The 19,564-nt window shown below is 69.6% G+C and carries 19 protein-coding genes; 12 read left to right on the forward strand and 7 right to left on the reverse strand.

Going from position 1 to position 19,564, the window contains the following annotated elements; translation table 11 throughout:
- Positions 1–32 precede the first annotated feature (32 nt).
- Both C8K38_RS02055 and C8K38_RS02060 read left to right on the forward strand, forming a co-directional pair.
- The gene (locus C8K38_RS02055) at positions 33–833 is read left to right on the forward strand and encodes a mycofactocin-coupled SDR family oxidoreductase (protein ID WP_097210029.1); all 801 of its coding nucleotides are present in this window, start codon (positions 33–35) and stop codon (positions 831–833) included.
- A 2-nt stretch (positions 834–835) separates the two neighbouring features.
- On the forward strand, positions 836–1,690 hold the full coding sequence (locus tag C8K38_RS02060) for a mycofactocin-coupled SDR family oxidoreductase (protein ID WP_097210030.1): 855 nt from the start codon (positions 836–838) through the stop codon (positions 1,688–1,690).
- A 68-nt stretch (positions 1,691–1,758) separates the two neighbouring features.
- On the opposite strand, the gene C8K38_RS02065 is transcribed toward C8K38_RS02060, so the two are convergent.
- Complete coding sequence (locus tag C8K38_RS02065; RefSeq protein WP_097210031.1) at positions 1,759–2,514, reverse strand: FAD-binding oxidoreductase; 756 nt, start codon at positions 2,512–2,514, stop codon at positions 1,759–1,761.
- Between the two features lie 144 nt (positions 2,515–2,658).
- On the opposite strand from C8K38_RS02065, the gene C8K38_RS02070 reads away from it, so the two are divergent.
- From C8K38_RS02070 to clpB, 3 genes are all read left to right on the forward strand, one after another.
- Complete coding sequence (locus tag C8K38_RS02070; protein ID WP_097210032.1) at positions 2,659–4,236, forward strand: AMP-binding protein; 1,578 nt, start codon at positions 2,659–2,661, stop codon at positions 4,234–4,236.
- Positions 4,237–4,263: 27 nt separating this feature from the next.
- On the forward strand, positions 4,264–4,959 hold the full coding sequence (locus C8K38_RS02075) for an alpha/beta hydrolase (protein ID WP_097210033.1): 696 nt from the start codon (positions 4,264–4,266) through the stop codon (positions 4,957–4,959).
- Positions 4,960–5,100: 141 nt separating this feature from the next.
- Complete coding sequence (clpB, locus tag C8K38_RS02080) at positions 5,101–7,653, forward strand: ATP-dependent chaperone ClpB (RefSeq protein WP_077040447.1); 2,553 nt, start codon at positions 5,101–5,103, stop codon at positions 7,651–7,653.
- Between the two features lie 194 nt (positions 7,654–7,847).
- Here clpB and C8K38_RS02085 read toward each other — a convergent pair whose 3' ends face one another.
- Together C8K38_RS02085 and C8K38_RS02090 are read right to left on the reverse strand one after the other, a co-directional pair.
- Positions 7,848–8,525, reverse strand: a complete 678-nt coding sequence (locus C8K38_RS02085) for an MspA family porin (RefSeq protein ID WP_097210034.1) — start codon at positions 8,523–8,525, stop codon at positions 7,848–7,850.
- Between the two features lie 98 nt (positions 8,526–8,623).
- Entirely contained in the window at positions 8,624–9,295 is a 672-nt protein-coding gene (locus C8K38_RS02090) for an MspA family porin (RefSeq protein ID WP_097210035.1), read from the reverse strand.
- Positions 9,296–9,601: 306 nt separating this feature from the next.
- Here C8K38_RS02090 and C8K38_RS02095 point away from each other — a divergent pair, with 306 nt between their 5' ends.
- From C8K38_RS02095 to pyrE, 5 genes are all read left to right on the forward strand, one after another.
- Positions 9,602–10,339 (forward strand): FadR/GntR family transcriptional regulator, encoded by a 738-nt coding sequence (locus C8K38_RS02095; RefSeq protein WP_245221139.1) that lies wholly within the window; start codon positions 9,602–9,604, stop codon positions 10,337–10,339.
- A 110-nt stretch (positions 10,340–10,449) separates the two neighbouring features.
- Positions 10,450–11,514 (forward strand): DUF5666 domain-containing protein, encoded by a 1,065-nt coding sequence (locus C8K38_RS02100; protein WP_108168797.1) that lies wholly within the window; start codon positions 10,450–10,452, stop codon positions 11,512–11,514.
- Positions 11,515–11,602: 88 nt separating this feature from the next.
- On the forward strand, positions 11,603–12,400 hold the full coding sequence (locus C8K38_RS02105) for a hypothetical protein (protein ID WP_373560220.1): 798 nt from the start codon (positions 11,603–11,605) through the stop codon (positions 12,398–12,400).
- 148 nt (positions 12,401–12,548) lie between these two features.
- Positions 12,549–13,169, forward strand: coding sequence for a LemA family protein (locus C8K38_RS02110; RefSeq protein ID WP_179800427.1), 621 nt, complete (start codon positions 12,549–12,551; stop codon positions 13,167–13,169).
- 47 nt (positions 13,170–13,216) lie between these two features.
- On the forward strand, positions 13,217–13,747 hold the full coding sequence (gene pyrE, locus C8K38_RS02115; RefSeq protein WP_072752564.1) for an orotate phosphoribosyltransferase: 531 nt from the start codon (positions 13,217–13,219) through the stop codon (positions 13,745–13,747).
- A 9-nt stretch (positions 13,748–13,756) separates the two neighbouring features.
- Here pyrE and C8K38_RS02120 read toward each other — a convergent pair whose 3' ends face one another.
- The 3 genes from C8K38_RS02120 to C8K38_RS02130 form a co-directional block, all read right to left on the reverse strand.
- Positions 13,757–14,578 (reverse strand): DUF5602 domain-containing protein, encoded by an 822-nt coding sequence (locus C8K38_RS02120; RefSeq protein WP_097210039.1) that lies wholly within the window; start codon positions 14,576–14,578, stop codon positions 13,757–13,759.
- An 84-nt stretch (positions 14,579–14,662) separates the two neighbouring features.
- Positions 14,663–15,916 carry an MFS transporter gene (locus C8K38_RS02125; RefSeq protein WP_097210040.1) on the reverse strand — a complete coding sequence of 418 codons (1,254 nt, stop codon included), beginning with the start codon at positions 15,914–15,916 and terminating at the stop codon, positions 14,663–14,665.
- A 28-nt stretch (positions 15,917–15,944) separates the two neighbouring features.
- Positions 15,945–16,397, reverse strand: a complete 453-nt coding sequence (locus C8K38_RS02130) for a MarR family winged helix-turn-helix transcriptional regulator (RefSeq protein ID WP_097210041.1) — start codon at positions 16,395–16,397, stop codon at positions 15,945–15,947.
- 122 nt (positions 16,398–16,519) lie between these two features.
- Here C8K38_RS02130 and galT point away from each other — a divergent pair, with 122 nt between their 5' ends.
- Together galT and galK are read left to right on the forward strand one after the other, a co-directional pair.
- Entirely contained in the window at positions 16,520–17,638 is a 1,119-nt protein-coding gene (gene galT, locus C8K38_RS02135) for a galactose-1-phosphate uridylyltransferase (RefSeq protein WP_097210042.1), read from the forward strand.
- The gene (gene galK / locus C8K38_RS02140) at positions 17,635–18,819 is read left to right on the forward strand and encodes a galactokinase (protein ID WP_097210043.1); all 1,185 of its coding nucleotides are present in this window, start codon (positions 17,635–17,637) and stop codon (positions 18,817–18,819) included. The genes galT and galK overlap by 4 nt, the downstream gene beginning before the upstream one ends.
- 79 nt (positions 18,820–18,898) lie before the next feature.
- Here galK and C8K38_RS02145 read toward each other — a convergent pair whose 3' ends face one another.
- Positions 18,899–19,411, reverse strand: coding sequence for a hypothetical protein (locus C8K38_RS02145; protein ID WP_097210044.1), 513 nt, complete (start codon positions 19,409–19,411; stop codon positions 18,899–18,901).
- Between the last annotated feature and the right edge of the window lie 153 nt (positions 19,412–19,564).

Raw genomic sequence — 19,564 nt, forward strand, 5'->3', positions numbered from 1 at the left:
AGCGTCGGCTGCAGACGTGGAAGGAGACACCGATGTCTCGTATGGCGGGCAAGGTCGCGCTCATCACCGGCGCCGGTAACGGAATGGGGCGCAGCCATGCGGTCCGTCTCGCCGAGGAGGGCGCGGACATCATCGCGCTCGACCTTCCCGGCGCGGCGGCCGACCTGGCCGAGACCGCCCGGCTGGTGGGCGAGGCGGGGCGGCGTGCGGCGGTCGGGGCAGCGGACGTCCGCGACCTCGCCGCGGTGCAGGCGGGCGTGGACGCGGGCGTGGCCGAGCTGGGCCGGCTCGATGTCGTCGTCGCCAATGCGGGCGTCTGCGACAACCCGGGCCCGGCGTGGACCATCGACGCCCCGGTGTGGCAGCGCTCCCTGGACATCAACCTGACCGGCGTCTGGCACACGGTGAAGGCCGCGGCCCCGTCGATCGGCGCCGGCGGCGGGTCGGTCGTCATCGTCAGCTCGACCGCGGGCATGAAGGCCGTCGCGGGCGCCGCCCACTACTCGGCGAGCAAGCACGCGGTGATCGGGTTGATGCGGACCCTCGCAAACGAGTTGGGGCCGAGGTCGATTCGCGTCAACGCCCTGCTGCCCGGCGCGGTCGGTACCGCGATGACGCTGAACCCCGCCACCTTCGCCCGGCTACGGCCCGACCTGGCGGACCCCACCGCGGAGGACGTGATGGAGGTGCTGGCGCGCAACCATCTGCTGCCGGTGCCGTGGGTGGAATCCGCCGACGTCAGCAACGCCCTGCTCTTCCTGGTATCCGACGAAGCCCGGTACATCACCGGAACCGAGCTGGTGGTCGACGCCGGCCTGACACAGAAGGTGTGACGATGACGCGAGCGGGGACTACTCCGAGCGGACGGGTGGCGGGCAAGGTCGCGCTGGTGACCGGCGCGGCCCGCGGCATCGGCCGGGCGCAGGCACTGCGGTTCGCGCAGGAGGGCGCCGACGTGATCGCCGTCGACCTGTGCGGGCCGGTCGACACGGTGGTCACGCCGCCGTCGAGCGCGGCGGACCTCGCCGAGACCGCGGCACTCGTGCGCGAAACGGGCGGGCGGATAGAGACTTTCGAGGTGGACGTGCGCGATCGGGCGGCGCTGTCGTCCGCGGTGGACGCCGGCGTCGCGGCGTTCGGCGGCCTCGACATCGTCTGCGCCACCGCGGGGATCACCTCCTCGGCCCCGGCGCTCGATCTCGACGAGCAGACCTGGAAGACCATGCTCGACGTCAACCTGACCGGGGTGTGGCAGACGTGCGCGGTGGCGGCGCCGCACCTGATCGAGCGGGGTGGCGGGTCGATGATCCTCACCAGCTCGATCGCCGGGCTGCGCGGCCTGGTCGGTGTCGCCCACTACACCGCCGCCAAGCACGGCGTCGTCGGGCTGATGCGTTCGATGGCAAAGGAATTGGCGCCGCACCGGGTTCGGGTCAATACCGTGCACCCCACCAACGTGGACACCCCGATGATCCAGAACGACGCGGTGCGCGCGAAGTTCCGCCCCGATCTCGACCGGCCGCCGACGCGCGAGGAGTTCGCGGAGTCGGCCGCGACGATGAACATGCTCGCGATCCCGTGGATCGAACCGGTGGACGTCGCGAATGCCGCGCTCTTCCTGGCGTCCGACGAGGCGCGCTACATCACCTCGGTGTCCCTGCCTGTCGACGCAGGCAGCACCAGGCGCTAGGCGGCTCCGCCGCCCGTGCGCGGTTGACGAGGGTGTGGACTCGTCAACCGCGCACGGGCGCGGAGCGCCTATTCGAACTGGATCGCGCCCGCGGGGGTTCCGCTGTCGATGAGCGAGCGCAGGGTGAACCGCACCATGGCGGGGGAGCCGCAGACCAGCACCTGGTGGTCGGTGTAGGCGCCGTACGAGCTGACGACCTCGGCGAGCGTGCCCGCGATGATGTCGTCGGGGCCGAAGCCGATGTCGACGCGGGTCCGGTCGTACCACTCGTCGGCCCACTCGGGGTCCTGCACGTACTCCACGACCGGAACCACGGTCAGCCAGTCCAGCTGCTGGGCCAGGATCCACAGCATGTCCGAGCCGTAGAGGTCGCGGGGATGACGGCCGCCGATGAACAGGTACACCCGCGGCGGCCTCGGTCGCCGCGCGAGCTCCAGGATGATCGAGCGGAACGGGGCGAGTCCGGTGCCGCCCGCGACCATCACGACGTCCCGGCCGGAATCGTCGACCGACAGGCGTCCGCTCGGTTCGCTGATCTGCCACTGGTCGCCGGGGGCGGTGTCGCCGACGATCGCGCTGCTGATCCAGCCGGCGGGCACCGTCCGGACGTGGAACTCGAGCTTGCCGTCGAGCGAGGGCGGGAGGGCGGGGGAGTACCGCCGCGAGACCCGCGGGTTCTGCGGCACGGTCACCGAGACCGACTGCCCCGCGGTGAACGGGACGAACTCGCCCTCCAGCCGGACGACCGCGAGATCGGTTCGCAGCCGATGGTGCTCCACCACTGTCGCGGTCCACACCTGCTGTTCGACACCCGTGTTCTGCATGACCAGAGGGTATCGCGACGGGTTTGGCACCTGCACAAATGCAATTGCCACTAGAACATGTGTCAGTTTGCGTTCTAATGTGAGGCGTGCCACGTGCACGGCCGCGGCCCGCCAGCCGTGACCCCCAGTCAGAGCGGAGAAAAAATGACCACCGATGAGCTCGCCGACCTGCACCGCCCGCAGTACACCGCGGACCTGCTGATCACCGCGCTGGAGCGCAACGCGGACCGCCCCGCGCTCTACCTCGGGGATGTGGTGCTCACCGGTGGGCAGATGCGCGACCAGATCAGCTGCTTCGTGCAGGCGCTGCAGTCCCTCGGCATCGGCACTGGCTCCACGGTCGCGATGCTCTCGAAGAACCGTCCCGAGGTGCTCATCAGCGTCGGGTCCACGATGATCCTCGGCTGCCGCAACACCGCGCTGGCGCCGATGGGATCGCTCGACGATCACCGCTACATCCTCGAGGATTCCGAGATCGAGACGCTGATCTTCGATCCCACTGCGTTCGAGGCGCGCGCGGCGGAGCTCAAGGCCTCGGTGCCGTCGCTGAAGAACTTCTTCTCGCTCGGCCCGTCCGAGGTCGGCGTCGACCTGCTGGCGCTGGTGGGGGATTTCACCGCCGGGCCACTGGTCGCAGCGAAGGTGTCCGGTTCCGACCCGAGCAGCATCGTCTACACCGGCGGCACCACCGGCAAGCCGAAGGGCGTGATCAACACGTTCCAGTCGGGCGTGACGCTGCCGCAGATCCAGATGGCCGAGTGGCAGTGGCCGGACGAGATGCGATTCCTCGCCTGCACCCCGCTCTCGCATGCGGGCATGGCGTTCTTCGTGCCGACGCTGATGCGCGGCGGCGCGCTGGTGGTGCTGCCCGCCTTCGAGCCGGGTGCCGTCCTCGAGGCGATCGAGAAGCACAAGATCACCGTGACGATGCTCGTGCCGACGATGATCTACATGCTGCTCGACCACCCGGACCTGGCCAAGCGGGACCTCTCCAGCCTGCAGACGCTGTACTACGGCGCGGCGGCTATGTCGCCCACGCGCCTGGTCGAGGGCATCGAGAAGCTGGGCCCGATCTTCTTCCAGTACTTCGGTCAGTCCGAGTGCGGCATGACCATCACCGTGATGCGCAAGGAGGAGCACGACCCCGCCAACCTCGAGCGGCTGGCCTCCTGTGGGCGTCCGGTGCCGTGGCTGGACGTGCGCCTGCTCGATGACGACCTGAACGAGGTGCCCCGCGGCGAACTCGGCGAGATCTGCGTGCGCGGCCCGCTGGTGATGCAGGGCTACTGGAAGAAGCCGGCGGAGACCGCCGAGGCGCTGCGCGGCGGCTGGCTGCACACCGGTGACGTCGCCCGCGCGGACAAGGACGGATTCCTGTACATCGTCGACCGCAAGAAGGACATGATCATCACCGGCGGCTTCAACGTCTTCCCCCGGGAGATCGAGGACGTCATCTCCGGTCATCCCGCGGTCGCCTCGGTCGCCGTTGTCGGTGTGCCGGACGAGAAGTGGGGCGAGGCCGTGAAGGCCTGCGTGGTGCTGCGCGAGGGCGCGACGGTGGAGGTCGCCGAGCTGGTCGAGCGGGTGAAGGCCGCGAAGGGTGCGGTGCACGCGCCCAAGACGATCGACTTCGTCGACGCGCTCCCGCTGACCCCGCTGGGCAAGCTGGACAAGAAAGCACTGCGGGCGCGCTACTGGGAGGGCGCGGCGCGCGCGGTATAGCGGCGATCGCGGGCGTAGCGTCGGCCCATGGCCACCTACGTCCTGATCCCCGGAGCCGGATCCGACTCGTCGTACTGGCAGTTCGTGGTGCCGCTGCTGCGCGCTGCCGAGCACGACGTGGTGACGCCGGACCTGCCGTGCGACGACGATTCGGCCGGGCTCGCGGAGTACACCGATGTGGTGGTCGACGCGATCGGCGACCGCACCGGGCTGATCCTGGTGGCCCAGTCGATGGCCGGGTTCACCGCGCCGCTGGTGTGCGAGCGGGTACCGGTGTCGCTGATGGTGCTGGTCGCGGCGATGGTCCCGGTTCCGGGGGAGGCGCCGGGCGACTGGTGGGCGAACACCGGGCAGAGGGCCGCCCGCCGCGCGCAGGACGTGGCGGACGGCCGTGACCCCGACGCCGAGTTCGATCCGGTCACGGTCTTTCTGCACGACGTGCCGCCGGAGCTGATCCCGGTCGTGATGGCGGACGGGGCGCGGGAACAGTCCGAGACGCCGTTCCTCGCACCCTGGCCGCTACCGGCGTGGCCGGACGTGCCGACGCGGTTCCTGCTGTGCCGCCAGGACCGCATGTTCCCCGCGGAGTTCCAGCGCCGGGTGGTGCGGGATCGGCTGGGGATCACGCCCGACGAGATGGACGGCGGTCACCTGCCCGCGCTCGCGCACCCGGCGGAGCTGGTGGAGCGGCTCGAGCGGTACCGCGTCGGCCTCGGGCTGTGACCAGCGCCACCACATCAGCCCCAAGATTCTCAAACTTGAGCGGAACAGACTCAACCTTCCGAGCGTTGGAACATGTGACAACGCCGAGTGGCCCTGCATAGGCTCGACGGCAACGACCGACGTCTTCCGAAGGGGTGACCAGTGGACTCGTTTTCTCCGACCACCAAGACTCAGGCGGCACTGACCGCCGCTTTGCAGTCTGCTTCCGCCGCGGGCAACCCGGACATCCGTCCGGCGCACCTGCTCGCCGCGCTGCTCGACCAGACCGACGGCATCGCCGCCCCGCTGCTCAAGGCGGTGGGCGTCGACCCGACCGCCGTGCACCGCGAGGCCCAGGCGATGGTGGACCGGTTGCCACAGACGACCGGCGCGACCACCACGCCTCAGCTCGGCCGCGAGGCGCTCGCCGCGCTCACCGCCGCCCAGCACCTGGCCACCGAGCTCGACGACGAGTACGTCTCCACCGAGCACGTCCTGGTCGGGTTGGCCTCCGGGGACTCCGACGTCGCGAAACTCCTTGTCGGCCACGGGGCCACCCCGCAGGCGCTGCGCGAGGCCTTCACCGCCGTGCGTGGTAGCGCGCGCGTGACCAGCCCCGACCCCGAGGGCACCTATCAGGCGCTGGAGAAGTACAGCACCGACCTCACCGAGGCCGCGCGCGCAGGCAAGCTCGACCCGGTGATCGGCCGGGACACCGAGATCCGACGCGTTGTACAGGTTCTCAGCCGCCGCACCAAGAACAACCCGGTGCTCATCGGCGAGCCGGGCGTCGGCAAGACCGCGATCGTCGAGGGCCTCGCCCAGCGCATCGTGGCGGGCGACGTCCCGGAGTCGTTGCGCGGCAAGACCGTCGTCTCCCTCGACCTCGGTTCGATGGTCGCGGGCGCCAAGTTCCGCGGCGAGTTCGAGGAGCGGCTCAAGGCCGTCCTCGACGACATCAAGAACTCGGCTGGTCAGGTGATCACCTTCATCGACGAGCTGCACACGATCGTCGGCGCGGGTGCGACCGGCGAGTCCGCCATGGACGCAGGCAACATGATCAAGCCGATGCTCGCCCGCGGTGAGCTGCGGATGGTCGGCGCCACGACCCTCGAGGAGTACCGCAAGTACATCGAGAAGGACGCCGCCCTGGAGCGCCGCTTCCAGCAGGTGCTGGTCGGGGAGCCGTCGGTGGAGGACACCGTCGGCATCCTGCGCGGCCTCAAGGAGCGCTACGAGGTGCACCACGGCGTGCGCATCACCGACTCGGCTCTCGTTGCGGCCGCGACACTCTCGGACCGCTACATCACCTCCCGGTTCCTGCCGGACAAGGCGATCGACCTGGTAGACGAGGCGGCGTCACGGCTGCGCATGGAGATCGACTCCAGGCCCGTCGAGATCGACGAGGTCGAGCGCACGGTGCGGCGGCTCGAGATCGAGGAGATGGCGCTCGAGAAGGAGACCGACGAGGCGTCCAAGGCCCGGCTGGTCAAGCTGCGTCAGGAACTCGCCGACGACCGCGAGAAGCTGGGTCAGCTGAGCACCAGGTGGCAGAACGAGAAGCAGGCCATCGATTCCGTCCGCGAGATCAAGGAACAGCTCGAAGCGCTTCGCGGCGAGTCGGATCGGGCCGAGCGGGACGGCGACCTGGGTAAGGCGGCCGAGCTGCGGTACGGCCGGATCCCGGAACTGGAGCGCAAGCTCGAGGCCGCGGTCGAGGCGTCCGGCGGTGCCAGCGACGGCGACGTGATGCTCAAGGAGGAGGTCGGGCCCGACGACGTCGCCGATGTCGTGTCCGCGTGGACCGGTATCCCGGCGGGCCGGATGATGGAGGGCGAGACAGCCAAGCTGCTCCGGATGGAGTCGGAGCTGGGCAAGCGGGTGGTCGGACAGGACGAAGCGGTGATTGCGGTGTCCGATGCCGTCCGTCGCGCGCGGGCCGGGGTCGCCGACCCGAACCGGCCGACCGGCTCGTTCCTGTTCCTCGGCCCGACCGGCGTCGGCAAGACCGAGCTGGCGAAGGCGTTGGCGGACTTCCTGTTCGACGACGAGCGGGCGATGGTCCGGATCGACATGTCCGAGTACAGCGAGAAGCACTCGGTGGCGCGGCTGGTCGGTGCTCCTCCGGGGTACGTCGGCTACGACCAGGGCGGTCAGCTCACCGAGGCGGTCCGAAGGCGGCCGTACACGGTGGTGCTGTTCGACGAGGTCGAGAAGGCGCACCCGGACGTGTTCGACATCCTGCTGGCGGTTCTCGACGAGGGGCGCCTGACGGACGGTCAGGGTCGGACGGTCGACTTCCGCAACACCATTCTGATCCTCACCTCGAACCTGGGCGCCGGTGGCACCAGGGAGCAGGTGATGGATGCCGTGCGGCACGCGTTCAAGCCGGAATTCATCAACCGGCTCGACGACGTGGTGATCTTCGATCCGCTCTCGGAGCAGCAGCTGGAGTCGATCGTCGACATCCAGCTCGGGCAGCTGGCGAAGCGGCTCGCGGCCCGCAGGTTGAGCCTGGAGGTGTCGGGGCCCGCGAAGGAATGGTTGGCGCACCGCGGATACGACCCGCTGTACGGGGCGCGGCCGCTGCGCCGGTTGATCCAGCAGGCGATCGGCGACCAGCTCGCGAAGCTGTTGCTGGCCGGGGAGATTCACGACGGCGACACTGTGCCGGTGAACGTCTCGGTCGACGGCGATTCGCTCGTCCTGGGATAGAGGTGTGACACACACGACTGTGCGCGAGGTTCGAAGAGGAACCTCGCGCACAGTCGCGTTGTGGCCGGGTCGGGGTGCCGCGACTCATGGACCGGGGGGCAGGCCAGGAGCCGCGGCGCCGTCGAGCTCGGCGCCACCCGGGCTCGGTCGCGTGAGGGGCGCGGCCGAGTGGACCGGGTGCGTTGGGGGTGGGATCAGCCGATGCTGAAGGGCTGGCCCCAGAGGGTGACGTTGCTGGTCACGCTGGCAGTGCTGACGGTGACCTTCACGTAGGAGCGGGCCTGGGCGTAGCCGGCGCAGCCCTCGACGCCGATGGTGGAGTCGGCCCAGGTGACGCTGCCGCTCTTGCCCTTGAAGGTGTTGGCGCCGGTGTGCAGCTCGCCGCCGAAGTCGTCGGCCTTCTCCAGGTCGAGGAGTTTGACGTTCTTGGCCTGGCCGGGGGCGATGGACAGGTTGCCCGCGCTCTTGGCGGTCTGCTTGACGCTCTCGCCGTCCCAGTTGGAGGACATGCCGGTGTCGGCGCCGCCCTTGCCGCCGAGGGTCAGCTGGCAGGCCACCACGTAGCCGGGCTCGATCCGCCCGCCCTCGGCGCCTGCGCCGGACAGTTCCACCTTGGTGGAGCCAGAGACCCACACGTTGCGGTGCAGCGGGGTCGATCCCATCGATGGGGAGATGTTGGCGGTCTCGCCGGTGCGGCTGACCGTGACGACGGTGCCGTCGACGAGGGTCTCGGTGATCGAGCCGTCGGGCAGCGGGACGAAGGTGTCGGCGTTCGCCGCGCCCGCGGAGAAGAAGCCGAGGGCGATGGCGGCGACGCTGCCGGCGCTCGCGATCTTGAGCCCGCGACGCAGGCCGGTGGTGTTGACGTTCATGAATTCCCCTCTGAGGGTTCAGGTATCGAGTTCAGGCGTGGACTGTGCGCGTGTCGTACCCCAGTCGGGGTGCAACACGCGCACGGGCGGCGCAGCCGCTATCCGATGCTGAAAGGCTGGCCGTACAGGGTGGTCTTGGAGTAGTCGTTTCCGACGATCTCGACCACGGTGTAGGAGCGGGCCTGGGCGAAGCCGCCGCAGTTCTGGATCTCGAGCTGGGTGTCCTGGTACTGGACGGCGTACTTGCCGTTCTTCTTGATGTCCTTGCCCGCGACACCGACGAACTTGACCTGGCCTGCGGAGACCGGGACGGTCAGTGAACCCGAGACCGACGGTCCCGAGAGGTCGATGCCTGCGCCGATGGAGCCGCCGAGGCCGGTGATGTCGACCTGGCACCCGACGATGTAGCCGGTGCTGATCCGCGAGACGCCGTGCGTCGAGGAGTTGTTGGTGCCCTTGTCGTTGGTGGCACCGTTGAACGGCCCCACCTCGCCTTCCTTGGTGATGCCGGTGACGTCCGCGGTGACGGTGCCCGAGACCCAGGCGGTGCGGCCGGCGCCGTTGGCGGCCAGCGACGGAGAGATCAGGGCGCTCTCTCCGGTGCGGGAGACGACCGCTCCCGGTCCGGCCTTCTGCCCGTCGGGCAGCGGCACGAAGGTGTCGGCGTGCGCCGCACCCGTCGACATCAGGCCGATCGCCAGTGCCGCGGCGGCGCCTGCGCCTGCCATACGGGCGCCACGGCGCAGGCCTGACTTGCGGATCTCGCTCATTCGTTCCCCTCTAGAGGTGGTCAGTGGTGGTCGGAAGCGGTGCACGGGACCGGAGGGCTGGTCAGATCGTGAGCCATGCTTCCGAACGCTGCGCCCAAGAAACTATCCGCATCATTCGATTGAATGCAATGGACCACACCGAGGCAGAAATGAGACTCATCTCACACCATGCGGTCAGGCTGGGCGAGACTCGTACAGTGCAGGACAGGTGTCCAGATTGACCCCAAATCCTGCGAATCATCTGTAGGATTCGGCGTCTGGGGGTTGTACGGAAGTGCTGGTTGTGCAGGGGGCGGAGCGATGGTGATGGACAGGGCGGATCGTCCGCAGAAGACGGCGATGATCATCGCCAGGCGGATCATTGCGGACATCGAGCGAGAGGGTCTGCGGCCCGGTGACCGGTTGCCGCCGGAGCGGGTGATGCTCGAGCAGTATCAGGTCGGCAGGGGCACGCTCCGCGAGTCGCTGCGATATCTCGAGCTGTCCGGTGCGCTCTCGATCAAGCCCGGACCGGGCGGGGGCCCGACGGTGCAGAAGCCCGACGGCTCTCATCTGATGACCGGCCTCGGTCTGTTGCTGCAGTTCGAGGAGTCGCCCTTCGGCACGATCGTGGAGGCGCGCGTCGGCCTCGAGCCGTTGATGGCGCGGATGGCGGCCGAGCACCGAACCGAGGAGCATCGTCGGGTCCTCACCGAGTCGGTTCGTGCGATGGAGGAGCATCTCGACGATCTCGATGTGTTCCTCGCGGCGAACCGCCGATTCCACAACACCATCGCGTGGGCGTCGGGGAACGCGCTGTACGGCTATCTGGTCGACGCCATGGACGGGGTCTTCGTCGGCGCCGGGGTCGGGGTCGCCTATTCGGAGCGGTTGCGGTCGAGGGTGCTCGCGGACGATGTCGCGATCCTCACTGCCATCGCCGAGGGCGACCCTGACGCGGCCGAAGCGGCGATGCGGGCGCACGCCGCGCAGTGGACGGCCTACCTGCGGGACAACTTCCCCGGCGAGCTGTCAAGGCCGATCGCCTGGAATGTGATGCGGTAACCACCGTCGTCTTCAGCGCGGTCTCAGGTTCCGCCTCTATCCTGACGGGTCGGACTGAATTGACCAGCGGCGGGACCCACGATCGCCCGCGCAGAGAGCAGGCCCGAGACATGAACAACACGGACGATCCGCGCACACCGCAGGAGCGAACCGGCGACGGTACCGAGCCGTTCGACGCCGGCCCCGACCCCACCGCGGAGTGGGCTCCGGCGGCCGAGGGCGCGGCTCCGGACCAACCGACCGAGGTCTGGGCCCGCGGCGCCGATCAGCCGACGCAGCAGTTCGACCGATCGGCCGGGCCGGTGACGCCGGAATACACCACGGACCCGCACCAGGCCTACGGTCAGGTCCCGCCGAATGCGACGCAGGCGTACCCGACGTATCAGGGGTACGACCCGAATCAGCCGCCGAATGCGACGCAGGCGTACCCGACGTATCAGGGGTACGACCCGAATCAGCCGCCGAATGCGACGCAGGCGTACCCGACGTATCAGGGGTACGACCCGAATCAGCCGCCGAATGCGACGCAGGCGTACCCGACGTATCAGGGGTACGACCCGAATCAGCCGCCGAATGCGACGCAGGCGTACCCGACGTATCAGGGGTACGACCCGAATCAGCCGCCGACGCCACCGCCGACCGGCGCGGACCCGTACCTCGACGGTGACCAGAAGAAGGGGCCCGGCAAGGGCGTGCTGGCGGTCGCCCTTGTCGTGGCGGGGCTGCTGCTCCTGGCTGTCGTCGGCCTCGGCGTCATGCTGATCGGTGGCGGCGGCAAGGACTCCCCGAGCAGCGCGTCGGCCCCGGTGACGAGCACCCTGCCCCGGGCCAGCACCGCACCGCCGCGGACCTCCCTACCTCCCGCCACCAGCGCCCCGGACCTGTCGCAGATCCCGGGCGGTGTCGGCGAGGCGATCGGCGCGGCAGGCGCGGCCGTGGGGACGATCACCTCCAATGACGGATCCACGCTGATCCTCGACGGCATCGGCGGCTCCGCGGTCACGGTCGTCACCAACGGGTCCACCAAGATCATCTCGCTCAGCGGCGCGAAGGTCGGCGACCTCAAGCCCGGCGACACCGTGGTGGTCCAGGGTGAGAAGGGCGATGACGGGTCCGTCCTCGCCAAGGTGATCGTGAACACCACGCTCCCGGACCTCGGGAACTTCGGGAACTGACGGCATTCGGCAGATGATTTCGGTCCCCGTGCGAGCCGAGTGCCGCGCGGGGACCGTTCAGTCGATATTGTGACTGGCGATGACGCTTATCTGGTTCGGACTCTCAGCGATCGCGCTCGTGGGCGCGATCGTGCTCCTGTCCATCGATCGCAGCAGGCGTGACCAGTTCGGTCGCGTCCGGCAGATCTGGGCGAAGGCGCAGGGCTACACCTACAACGAGTCGGATGAGCACCTGCCGTCGCGTTGGCACCGGGCCGCGCTGGCCAAGCAGGAGTACCTCGGGGCGGTCGACGTGGTGCACGGCATCCGGCGCGGTGAGAACTTCGTGCTGTTCGACGTCGAGGAGACGACGACGATCGTCGCGGTCCAGCGCACCGTCGGGTCCGACGTCGACATCGATCTCCGGCTGCGGTCGACGCCGCCGCCGAAGGATGCGGACATGAACCTGCTCGGCTCGATCGGGCCGCGGGTGGTGTTCGCCACCGATCTGGAGATCGCCCGACGGGTCTGCGATCAGCGCATGGTGCACTTCACGGAGTCGGTTCCGCCGCATGTGCAGATGCTGTGGAGCGAGGGGGAGTGGACGCTCGGTTCGATGCCGGTCACCAGCAACGGCCGGGAGTGGGACGCCGCGATCGACGCGGTGGCCCGGCTCTCCGGCATCCTGCACGTGCTGCCCCCCGTTCTCGACTCCGAGCCGGAGGCTCCGCCGGTCGCCGCCCCCGCCCCCCGTGAGCTGCCGGACTGGGAGCGCTCGCCGTACTCGGCGCCGGACGTGGACGACTACGCGCCGCCGAACGTTGTCCCGATGGCGCGCAATGTAAATCACGATCCGGGACGTCCGTACCCGCACGAGGGTGACGTCGACCAGGACCCGCGCGGCTGAATCAGGCCCGGCGTACGGCCGGTGGGTGGACCCGGTGTGCGCGCGCCCCGGGGTGTGAGTAGATTGCACGCCTGTGACTCTTGTGACGGTTGTGGCGGTCGTTGCTGTTGTTCTTCTTGTGACGTGGGCGGTGTCCGTGGTTCGACGCTTGCGTCGATTCGAGGGAAACCTCACCGCGAGCCGGGGCCTACTCGATGTGGAACTGAAACGACGGTGCGATCAGGCGCCTGAGCTGATCGCCGCTGCCCGGGCCGCGGCGATGCCGTCCGAGATCCTGGCCCCGTTGGTCGGTGCTCGGTCGCTGGCCGTGGCGCTGCGCGAGCAGGGCATGAGCCTCGGCGAGCAGGCCGGTTCCGAGAACGCGCTGTCGGTCGCGTTGCACCGGCTGATGTTTGAGGTGGAGTGCAACCCGAATGTCAAGCACGACTGGGCGATTCAGCGCCCCGCCCTCGAGCTCAAGGTGACCGAGCAGCGGATCATCGGAGCGGCCCGGGTCTACAACGACAGTGCCACCGCGGTGAACCGGCTGGTGCGCTCGGTTCCCGCCGGGTTCGTCGCGCGGCTGGTGGGCGGGCAGCAGATGCCGCTGTTCGAGGCGACGGTCGTCGAGTTGCCGGTCGGCCCCGACGTGGCCGCCGAGGCGCACGCCCTGCACGACGTCGCGCCGCTGGCTCGCCTCCATGACGAGGTTGTTTCGCCTGCACCCCTCCATGACGACACGGTCGCCCCCTCGGGCCGGGATGCGGGCGTTCCCGGCGCCCTGCTCTAGCCGACTACGCTAGGCGTCGAAAACTGGACGCGAAGAGGAGCGGTCGAATGACGGAGAAGGCGGAGCTCGCAGGGCTCGTACGCGAGCTGGCTGTGGTGCACGGGAAGGTGACCCTGTCCTCGGGCAAGGAAGCCGACTATTACGTGGACCTGCGTCGCGCGACGCTGCACCACCGTGCCGCACCGCTGATCGGGAAGCTGCTGCGCGAGCTCGTCGCGGACTGGGACTTCGATTCAGTCGGGGGCCTGACCATGGGCGCGGATCCGGTGGCCATGGCCGTCATGCACGCCGAGGGCAGGCCGATCGACGCCTTCGTGGTGCGCAAGGCGGCCAAGGCGCACGGCATGCAGCGCCAGATCGAGGGCCCCGACGTGGTGGGGAAGCGGGTGCTGGTCGTCGAGGACACCACCACGACCGGTAACTCGCCGCTCACCGCCGTGCGCGCGCTGCGCGAGGCAGGCGCGATCGTCGTCGGCGTGGCGACCGTGGTGGACCGCGCGACCGGAGCCGACGCCGTCATCGCCGCGGAGGGCGTGGAGTACCGATCGCTGCTCGGCCTCGAGGACCTGGGCCTCTAGCGCGCCTCCTCACGACGCCTGGCGCAGCACCATGCCGCCCATCGTGATGACGTACTCGTCAGCGGTGTCGTCGAACGTGACGGCGACGGTGGTGGGGTAGTAGCCGCTGCGCTGATAGGCCTGCGGCTGCTTGATGCTCCGCACGGTGTTCGGCTTGGTCAGCAGCCACTCGCGGGTCACCATCGGTTCCATGAAGGTGTAGTCGCCGTCCCAGGTTCCGTTGAGGAATGCCAGCGTGAACTGGTAGGGGCCCGGGATCACCCCGTCGGCGACATCGAACCAGTGCACCCCCATCGCGGGCGACGCCTGCGGCACGAGCTTCGGCCCGAGCATCGGGATGTAATCCGGCGGGAGGTAGCGCGGGTCCGGTAGCCGCAAGCCCTTCGCCTCGAAATCCGGACTCGCCGGATCGATCTCGGCGACAGCGGCCTTGTCGGCCATGTAGAAGTGCGTGTCGAAATGCGGCTTGTCGAACATGCCGCTCGGGCCGTGACCGTGGTCGTTCCAGTCGAGGGTGGTGTGGTCGAAGACCGTCGCCGCGGCCTCGTCGGGCAGGTCGAGTTCGAAGGTCGCCACGTCGTCGTGGGTCGCGGGCAGGCCGTCCATCGCACCCTCGGACAGCCGCATGCCCACTTCGGTCGGATTGCCCGCGGCGTCGAGGGTGACGAAGCTGTGGGCGGTGCCATCGCCGACCCGAACCGTCGGTCCGTCGAACACGCCTGCTCCGACGGCGGCGGGCCGGTCCACCGGCGCGTGGGTACCCCCGGCCATGGTCAGCGTCGCACACGCGACGATCAGTCCGGCGGACAGGAACCGGCTCCGTGGACGCATCGTGCACCTCGGCTTCCGTGGTGATTCGCGTACCCGTCGATGTTAGTGCCGATGCCCCGGGGTGGCGGCCCCTTTCGGCGTCGCCTAGTCCGAACCGGCGGTGATGGCCGCGGCCTCGTCGACGCTGTGCGGGGCCGGGTCGTGGTCGTCGACGTGGGCGAGCACCCTGCGCCCGGTGGACAGCACCACGATGGCGGCGGCCGTGCAGAGCGCGCCGACCCAGAACGGCAGGTGCACGTTGCTCTCGCCGAGCTTGCCCGCCACCCACGGCGCGGCGGCGCCGCCGACGAACCTGACGAAGCTGTACGCGGCGGACGCGGTGGAGCGCTCGACCGGCGCGGAGATCATCACGGTCTCGGTGATCAGGGTGTTGTTCACACCGAGGAACAGGCCTGCCAGGACCACGCAGACGATCAGGACGGTCTTGTTCTCGGTGAACAGCGCCATCACCGCGAGGTCGACCGCGAACAGGGCGAGGGCGAGCATCATCATCGGCAGCGTGCCGAATGCTCGCTGCAGCCGCGGCGCCAGGAACACCGACGAGATCGCGAGCATCAGGCCCCAGCCGAAGAAGATGAAACCGATTGCGTAGGTGCCCATGTCGAGTGGGAACGGGGTGTACGCGAGCAGGGTGAAGAAGCCGTAGTTGTACAGCAGCGAGGTGATCGCGACGGTGAGCAGGCCCCGGTGTCGCAGCGCGAGGAACGGGGCGGACAGTGACGTCCGGCCCGACTTCGGTGCGGGGGTGGCGGGCAGCATCACCACGATCAGGATGAAGGCGACGGCCATCAGCGCGGCGACGCCGAAGAAGGGGGCGCGCCAGCTGACGCTGCCGAGGACGCCGCCGACCAACGGTCCCACCGCGATGCCGATGCCGAGTGCGGCCTCGTACAGGATGATCGCCTTCGCGACGCCGCCGCTGGCCGCGCCCACGATCGTCGCCAGCGCGGTCGCGATGAACAACGCGTTGCCCAGTCCCCAGCCGGCGCGGAATCCGACGATCTGTCCGACGGTGCCCGACATCCCGGCCAGCGCGGCGAACACCACGATGATCGCCAGGCCCAAGAGCAGCGTCTTCTTCGGGCCGATCCGGCTCGACACCACGCCGGTGATCAGCATGGCGACACCGGTCACGAGCATGTACGAGGTGAACAGCAGCGACACCTGCGAGGGGGTCGCGTCGAGTTGCTCGCCGATCGGTTTGAGGATCGGGTCCACAAGGCCGATGCCCATGAAGGCGATGACGCTCGCGAACGCGACCGCCCAGACCGCCTTCGGTTGCTGCAGGATGCTCTTGCTCTCGGTGCCGGCGCTTGTGGCCGTGTCGGTGACTGTCACGGGCTCTTCCTCTGTGTCGCTGGTTCTCTCATCGCTGCGTAGACGCCTTGATCGCGGCCCGAAGGTCGGCCAGGCTCTGCGAGAGTCGTTCGATCTGTTCGGGTTCGAGGTCGCCGAGGTGGGCGGCGAGTGCGGTGCCGATCTCGGCGCGGGCCTCGCCGAGCCATCGGCGTCCGGCCTCGGTCATCTCGACCACCACCGCCCGCGAGTCCGCGGGGTCGCGGTGTCTGCGGGCCAGGCCGGCATCGGTGATCTGCTTGAGCAGGGCGGTGGCCGTCGGCTGTGAGCAGCGATCGATCCGGGCGAACTCGCTGATGCGGAGCTCGCCGTACTCGTCGAGGTGTGAGAGCGCCCGCATCCAGGCTCGTGGCCGGTCGTCGGTCGCGATCGAGGAGGCGAGTCGGGTGAATCTCGACGTGTTGGTCACCAGCTCCGCGAGGACCTCGCGCAGGTGGCGCTCCGCCGGGTGTTCGGATGCCATGGGTGAATATTATTGCATAGGCAAACTATGTATGTGAACCCTGTGGTCGAACAGGCCGGTGAGGCGCGTGGGGCACAATCTGTGCGGCGGCGAACACGGGTGAAGGGCGGGGACGAGATCCGATGACGATCCGGAGGACGGCGACGGCGCTCGCCGACGGCCGAGAGCTGATCTACTTCGACGACTCAGAGCCGTACGTGAGCGGGGCGGCGACCCGGCAACTGCACGACACCCGTGACCTGTCGCCGATCCGGGTGGAGTCGACCATGCGTTACGACGTGCTCTCCGGCGAGTGGGTGACGATGGCCGCGCACCGGATGGATCGGACCTTCCTGCCCGCGGCCGACGCGTGTCCGCTGTGTCCGAGCGGCCCCGGCCGCGCGCCGACGGAGATCCCCGCCGACGACTACGACGTCGCCGTCTTCGAGAACAGGTTTCCGTCCCTGGCGACCGGCGCGGTGGCGCCGCCGACCGACCACGTCGACAGCGAGTCCCTCTGGCCGCAGCGGGCCGCAGCCGGCCGTTGCGAGGTCGTCTGCTTCACCAGCGACCACGGCCGCAGCTTCGCGGAGCTGCCGGTGGGCCGGGTGCGCACGGTGCTCGGCGCGCTGGCCGACCGGACCAGGGAGCTGTCGGCGTTGCCGGGCATCGAGCAGGTCTACTGCTTCGAGAACCGGGGCGAGGAGATCGGCGTGACGTTGGCGCACCCGCACGGCCAGATCTACGCGTACCCGATGCTGCCCGCGAACACCGGTGCGCTGCTGCGGCAGTCCGAGCGGCATCTGGCGCGGACCGGGCGATCGCTGCTGCGCGACGTGCTGGAGGCGGAGCGGCGCGCGGGCAGCCGGGTCGTGCTCGAGGGCGAGCACTGGACGGCCTACGTGCCCGCCGCCGCGCGGTGGCCGGTGGAGCTGCACCTCGCGCCGCACCGGGACGTCCCCGATCTGGCCGCGTTGGAGGCGGTCGAGCTGGACGAGCTGGCGCACGTCTACCTCGACATCCTGGGCCGCCTGGATCGGTTCTTCGAAGGGGTGGAACGGCTTCCGTACATCGCGGGATGGCATCAGGCGCCGGTCGGGGAGCAGCGCGCGCTGGGCAGGCTGCACCTGCAGCTGTTCTCGTTGATGCGGTCCCCGCACCGGATGAAGTTCCTCGCGGGTTCGGAGTCGGGGATGGGGGCCTGGGTCAGCGACACCACGCCGGAGCGGATCGCGGCGCGCTTTCGGGAGATCGCGCCGTGAGCGAATGGGTGGAGTCCGCGTCGGATTCGGCGTTGGCCGCGTCCGTCCTCGATCGGTTCCGGGGCCAGTTCGGCACCGACCCGGAGGGCGTGTGGGCCGCGCCGGGGCGGGTGAACCTCATCGGCGAGCACGTCGACTACGCCCAGGGCCTGTCGCTGCCGATCGCGTTGCCGCACAGCACCGTGGTCGCGGTCGGGCGTCGGCGCGATGGGATGCTGCGGTGCCGGTCAGGCCTGGGTGCCTGGACCGGACGGGTCGACGAGATCGCGCCGGGTAACCCGTCGGACTGGGCGGCGTACCTCGCGGGTGTGGTGTGGGCGATGCGGCGAGACGGGCTGCTGGACAGCGATTTCGGTGGCGCGGACGTGGCGGTCGAGTCCTCGGTCCCGATCGGTGCGGGCCTCTCCAGCTCGGCCGCACTCGAGTGCGCGCTCGCGCTCGCCCTGGCGGACCTGTCCGGGGCGCCGACCGACGACGCGGGCCGCGCCGCGCTGGCGGCGTGCTGCGTGCGGGCGGAGAACGACATCGCGCTGGCCCCCACCGGCGGCATGGACCAGGCGGTCTCGCTGCGCGCCGAGGACGGTCACGCGTTGCTCGTCGATTCGCGGGACGGCGGCGTCACCCCGGTGCCGTTCGAGCTGGTGGGGGAGGGGCTGGCGCTGCTGGTGATCGACACCCGCGCCCCGCACCGGTTGGTCGACGGCCAGTACGCGCAGCGCCGGGCCTCGGTGGAGGAGGCGGCCGCCACGCTCGGCGCCTCGCTGCGTGAGGTGACCGACGTGTCGGCGCTGACCGATCCGGTGTTGCGGAGCCGTGCGCGGCACGTCGTCTCGGAGATCGGCCGGGTGCGGGAGGTGTTGTCCCTCATGGATTCCGGTCGCTACCGCGAGCTCGGCCCCTTGCTGACCGCGTCGCACGTTTCGTTGCGCGACGACTACGAGGTGTCCTGCCCGGAGCTGGACTGCGCGGTGGACTCGGCGCTCGCGGCGGGCGCGCTCGGCTCCCGGATGACCGGCGGGGGCTTCGGCGGGTCGGCCATCGCGTTGATCGATGCCGGTGCGGCGGAGCGCGTGGCAGCCGAGGTGCTGGCTGGCGCGCGGTCCCGCGGGCTCACCGAACCGCGCTTCCTGGAGCTGCGGGCCTGCGCCGGTCCTGCCCGTCGCGTTTCCCGCACGTGCTGAACGGGGGATCGGTGGCCGGTTTCGCGTGAAACCTGACCGCCGAACCCCCGCTCAGTGGGTATTCAGTGGGTGCCGCGGATCAGGGAATGATCGCGTACGCCCCGACCGGCAGCGAGTACTGCGGCCGGAGCTCGTTGACGTAGGGATTGATGAAGGTGGCCTGGATGGTCAGTCCGGTCACGCCGGGACCGGGGTTGATCTCGGTTCGGACCGACTCGCCGGGGCGCTCGCCGAAGTTGAGTTCGACGGTCTTGGCCTGGCCCGCCAGCACGCCGAGGCCCCACACGATGTCTGCCTTGATGCGGCAGACCGGATTGGCTGCCCACTCCGGGCCGACCCCATGCATGCCGCGCGAGGTGAGCACCACCGTGGCGAGCCCCGGACGAGTGGGATCGGTCTCGACGAGGGTGTCGATGACGCCGTTGCAGAACGCGTTCTGCCCGAGCACGGGAAGCAGTGGTCCGGTGAAGAACGTGTGCAGGATGGGTGCCGGTGCGGGCGCGGCCGAGGCCGGACCGGTCAGGCCGACCACGGTGGCCGCGGCGACGGTGCCCGCGCCGATCGCGCGCACGGCAAAGCTACGAATACTCATTGTGAATCCCCCGTTGTGTGATGTGTCATTCCCCCGGCCGCGACCCCGGCGTCGAAGCGCCAGCGGGTCGGCCGAGGACATGTTCCCACAGACCACGGCCCCGAAACCAACCGCACAGTCTGTGCGCGACGATCGGGCAGTCCCCTCGCGGGG

Origin of the sequence: Rhodococcus sp. OK611, assembly GCF_003050885.1 — a bacterium.
Taxonomy (GTDB): Bacteria; Actinomycetota; Actinomycetes; order Mycobacteriales; family Mycobacteriaceae; genus Rhodococcus_G; species Rhodococcus_G oryzae.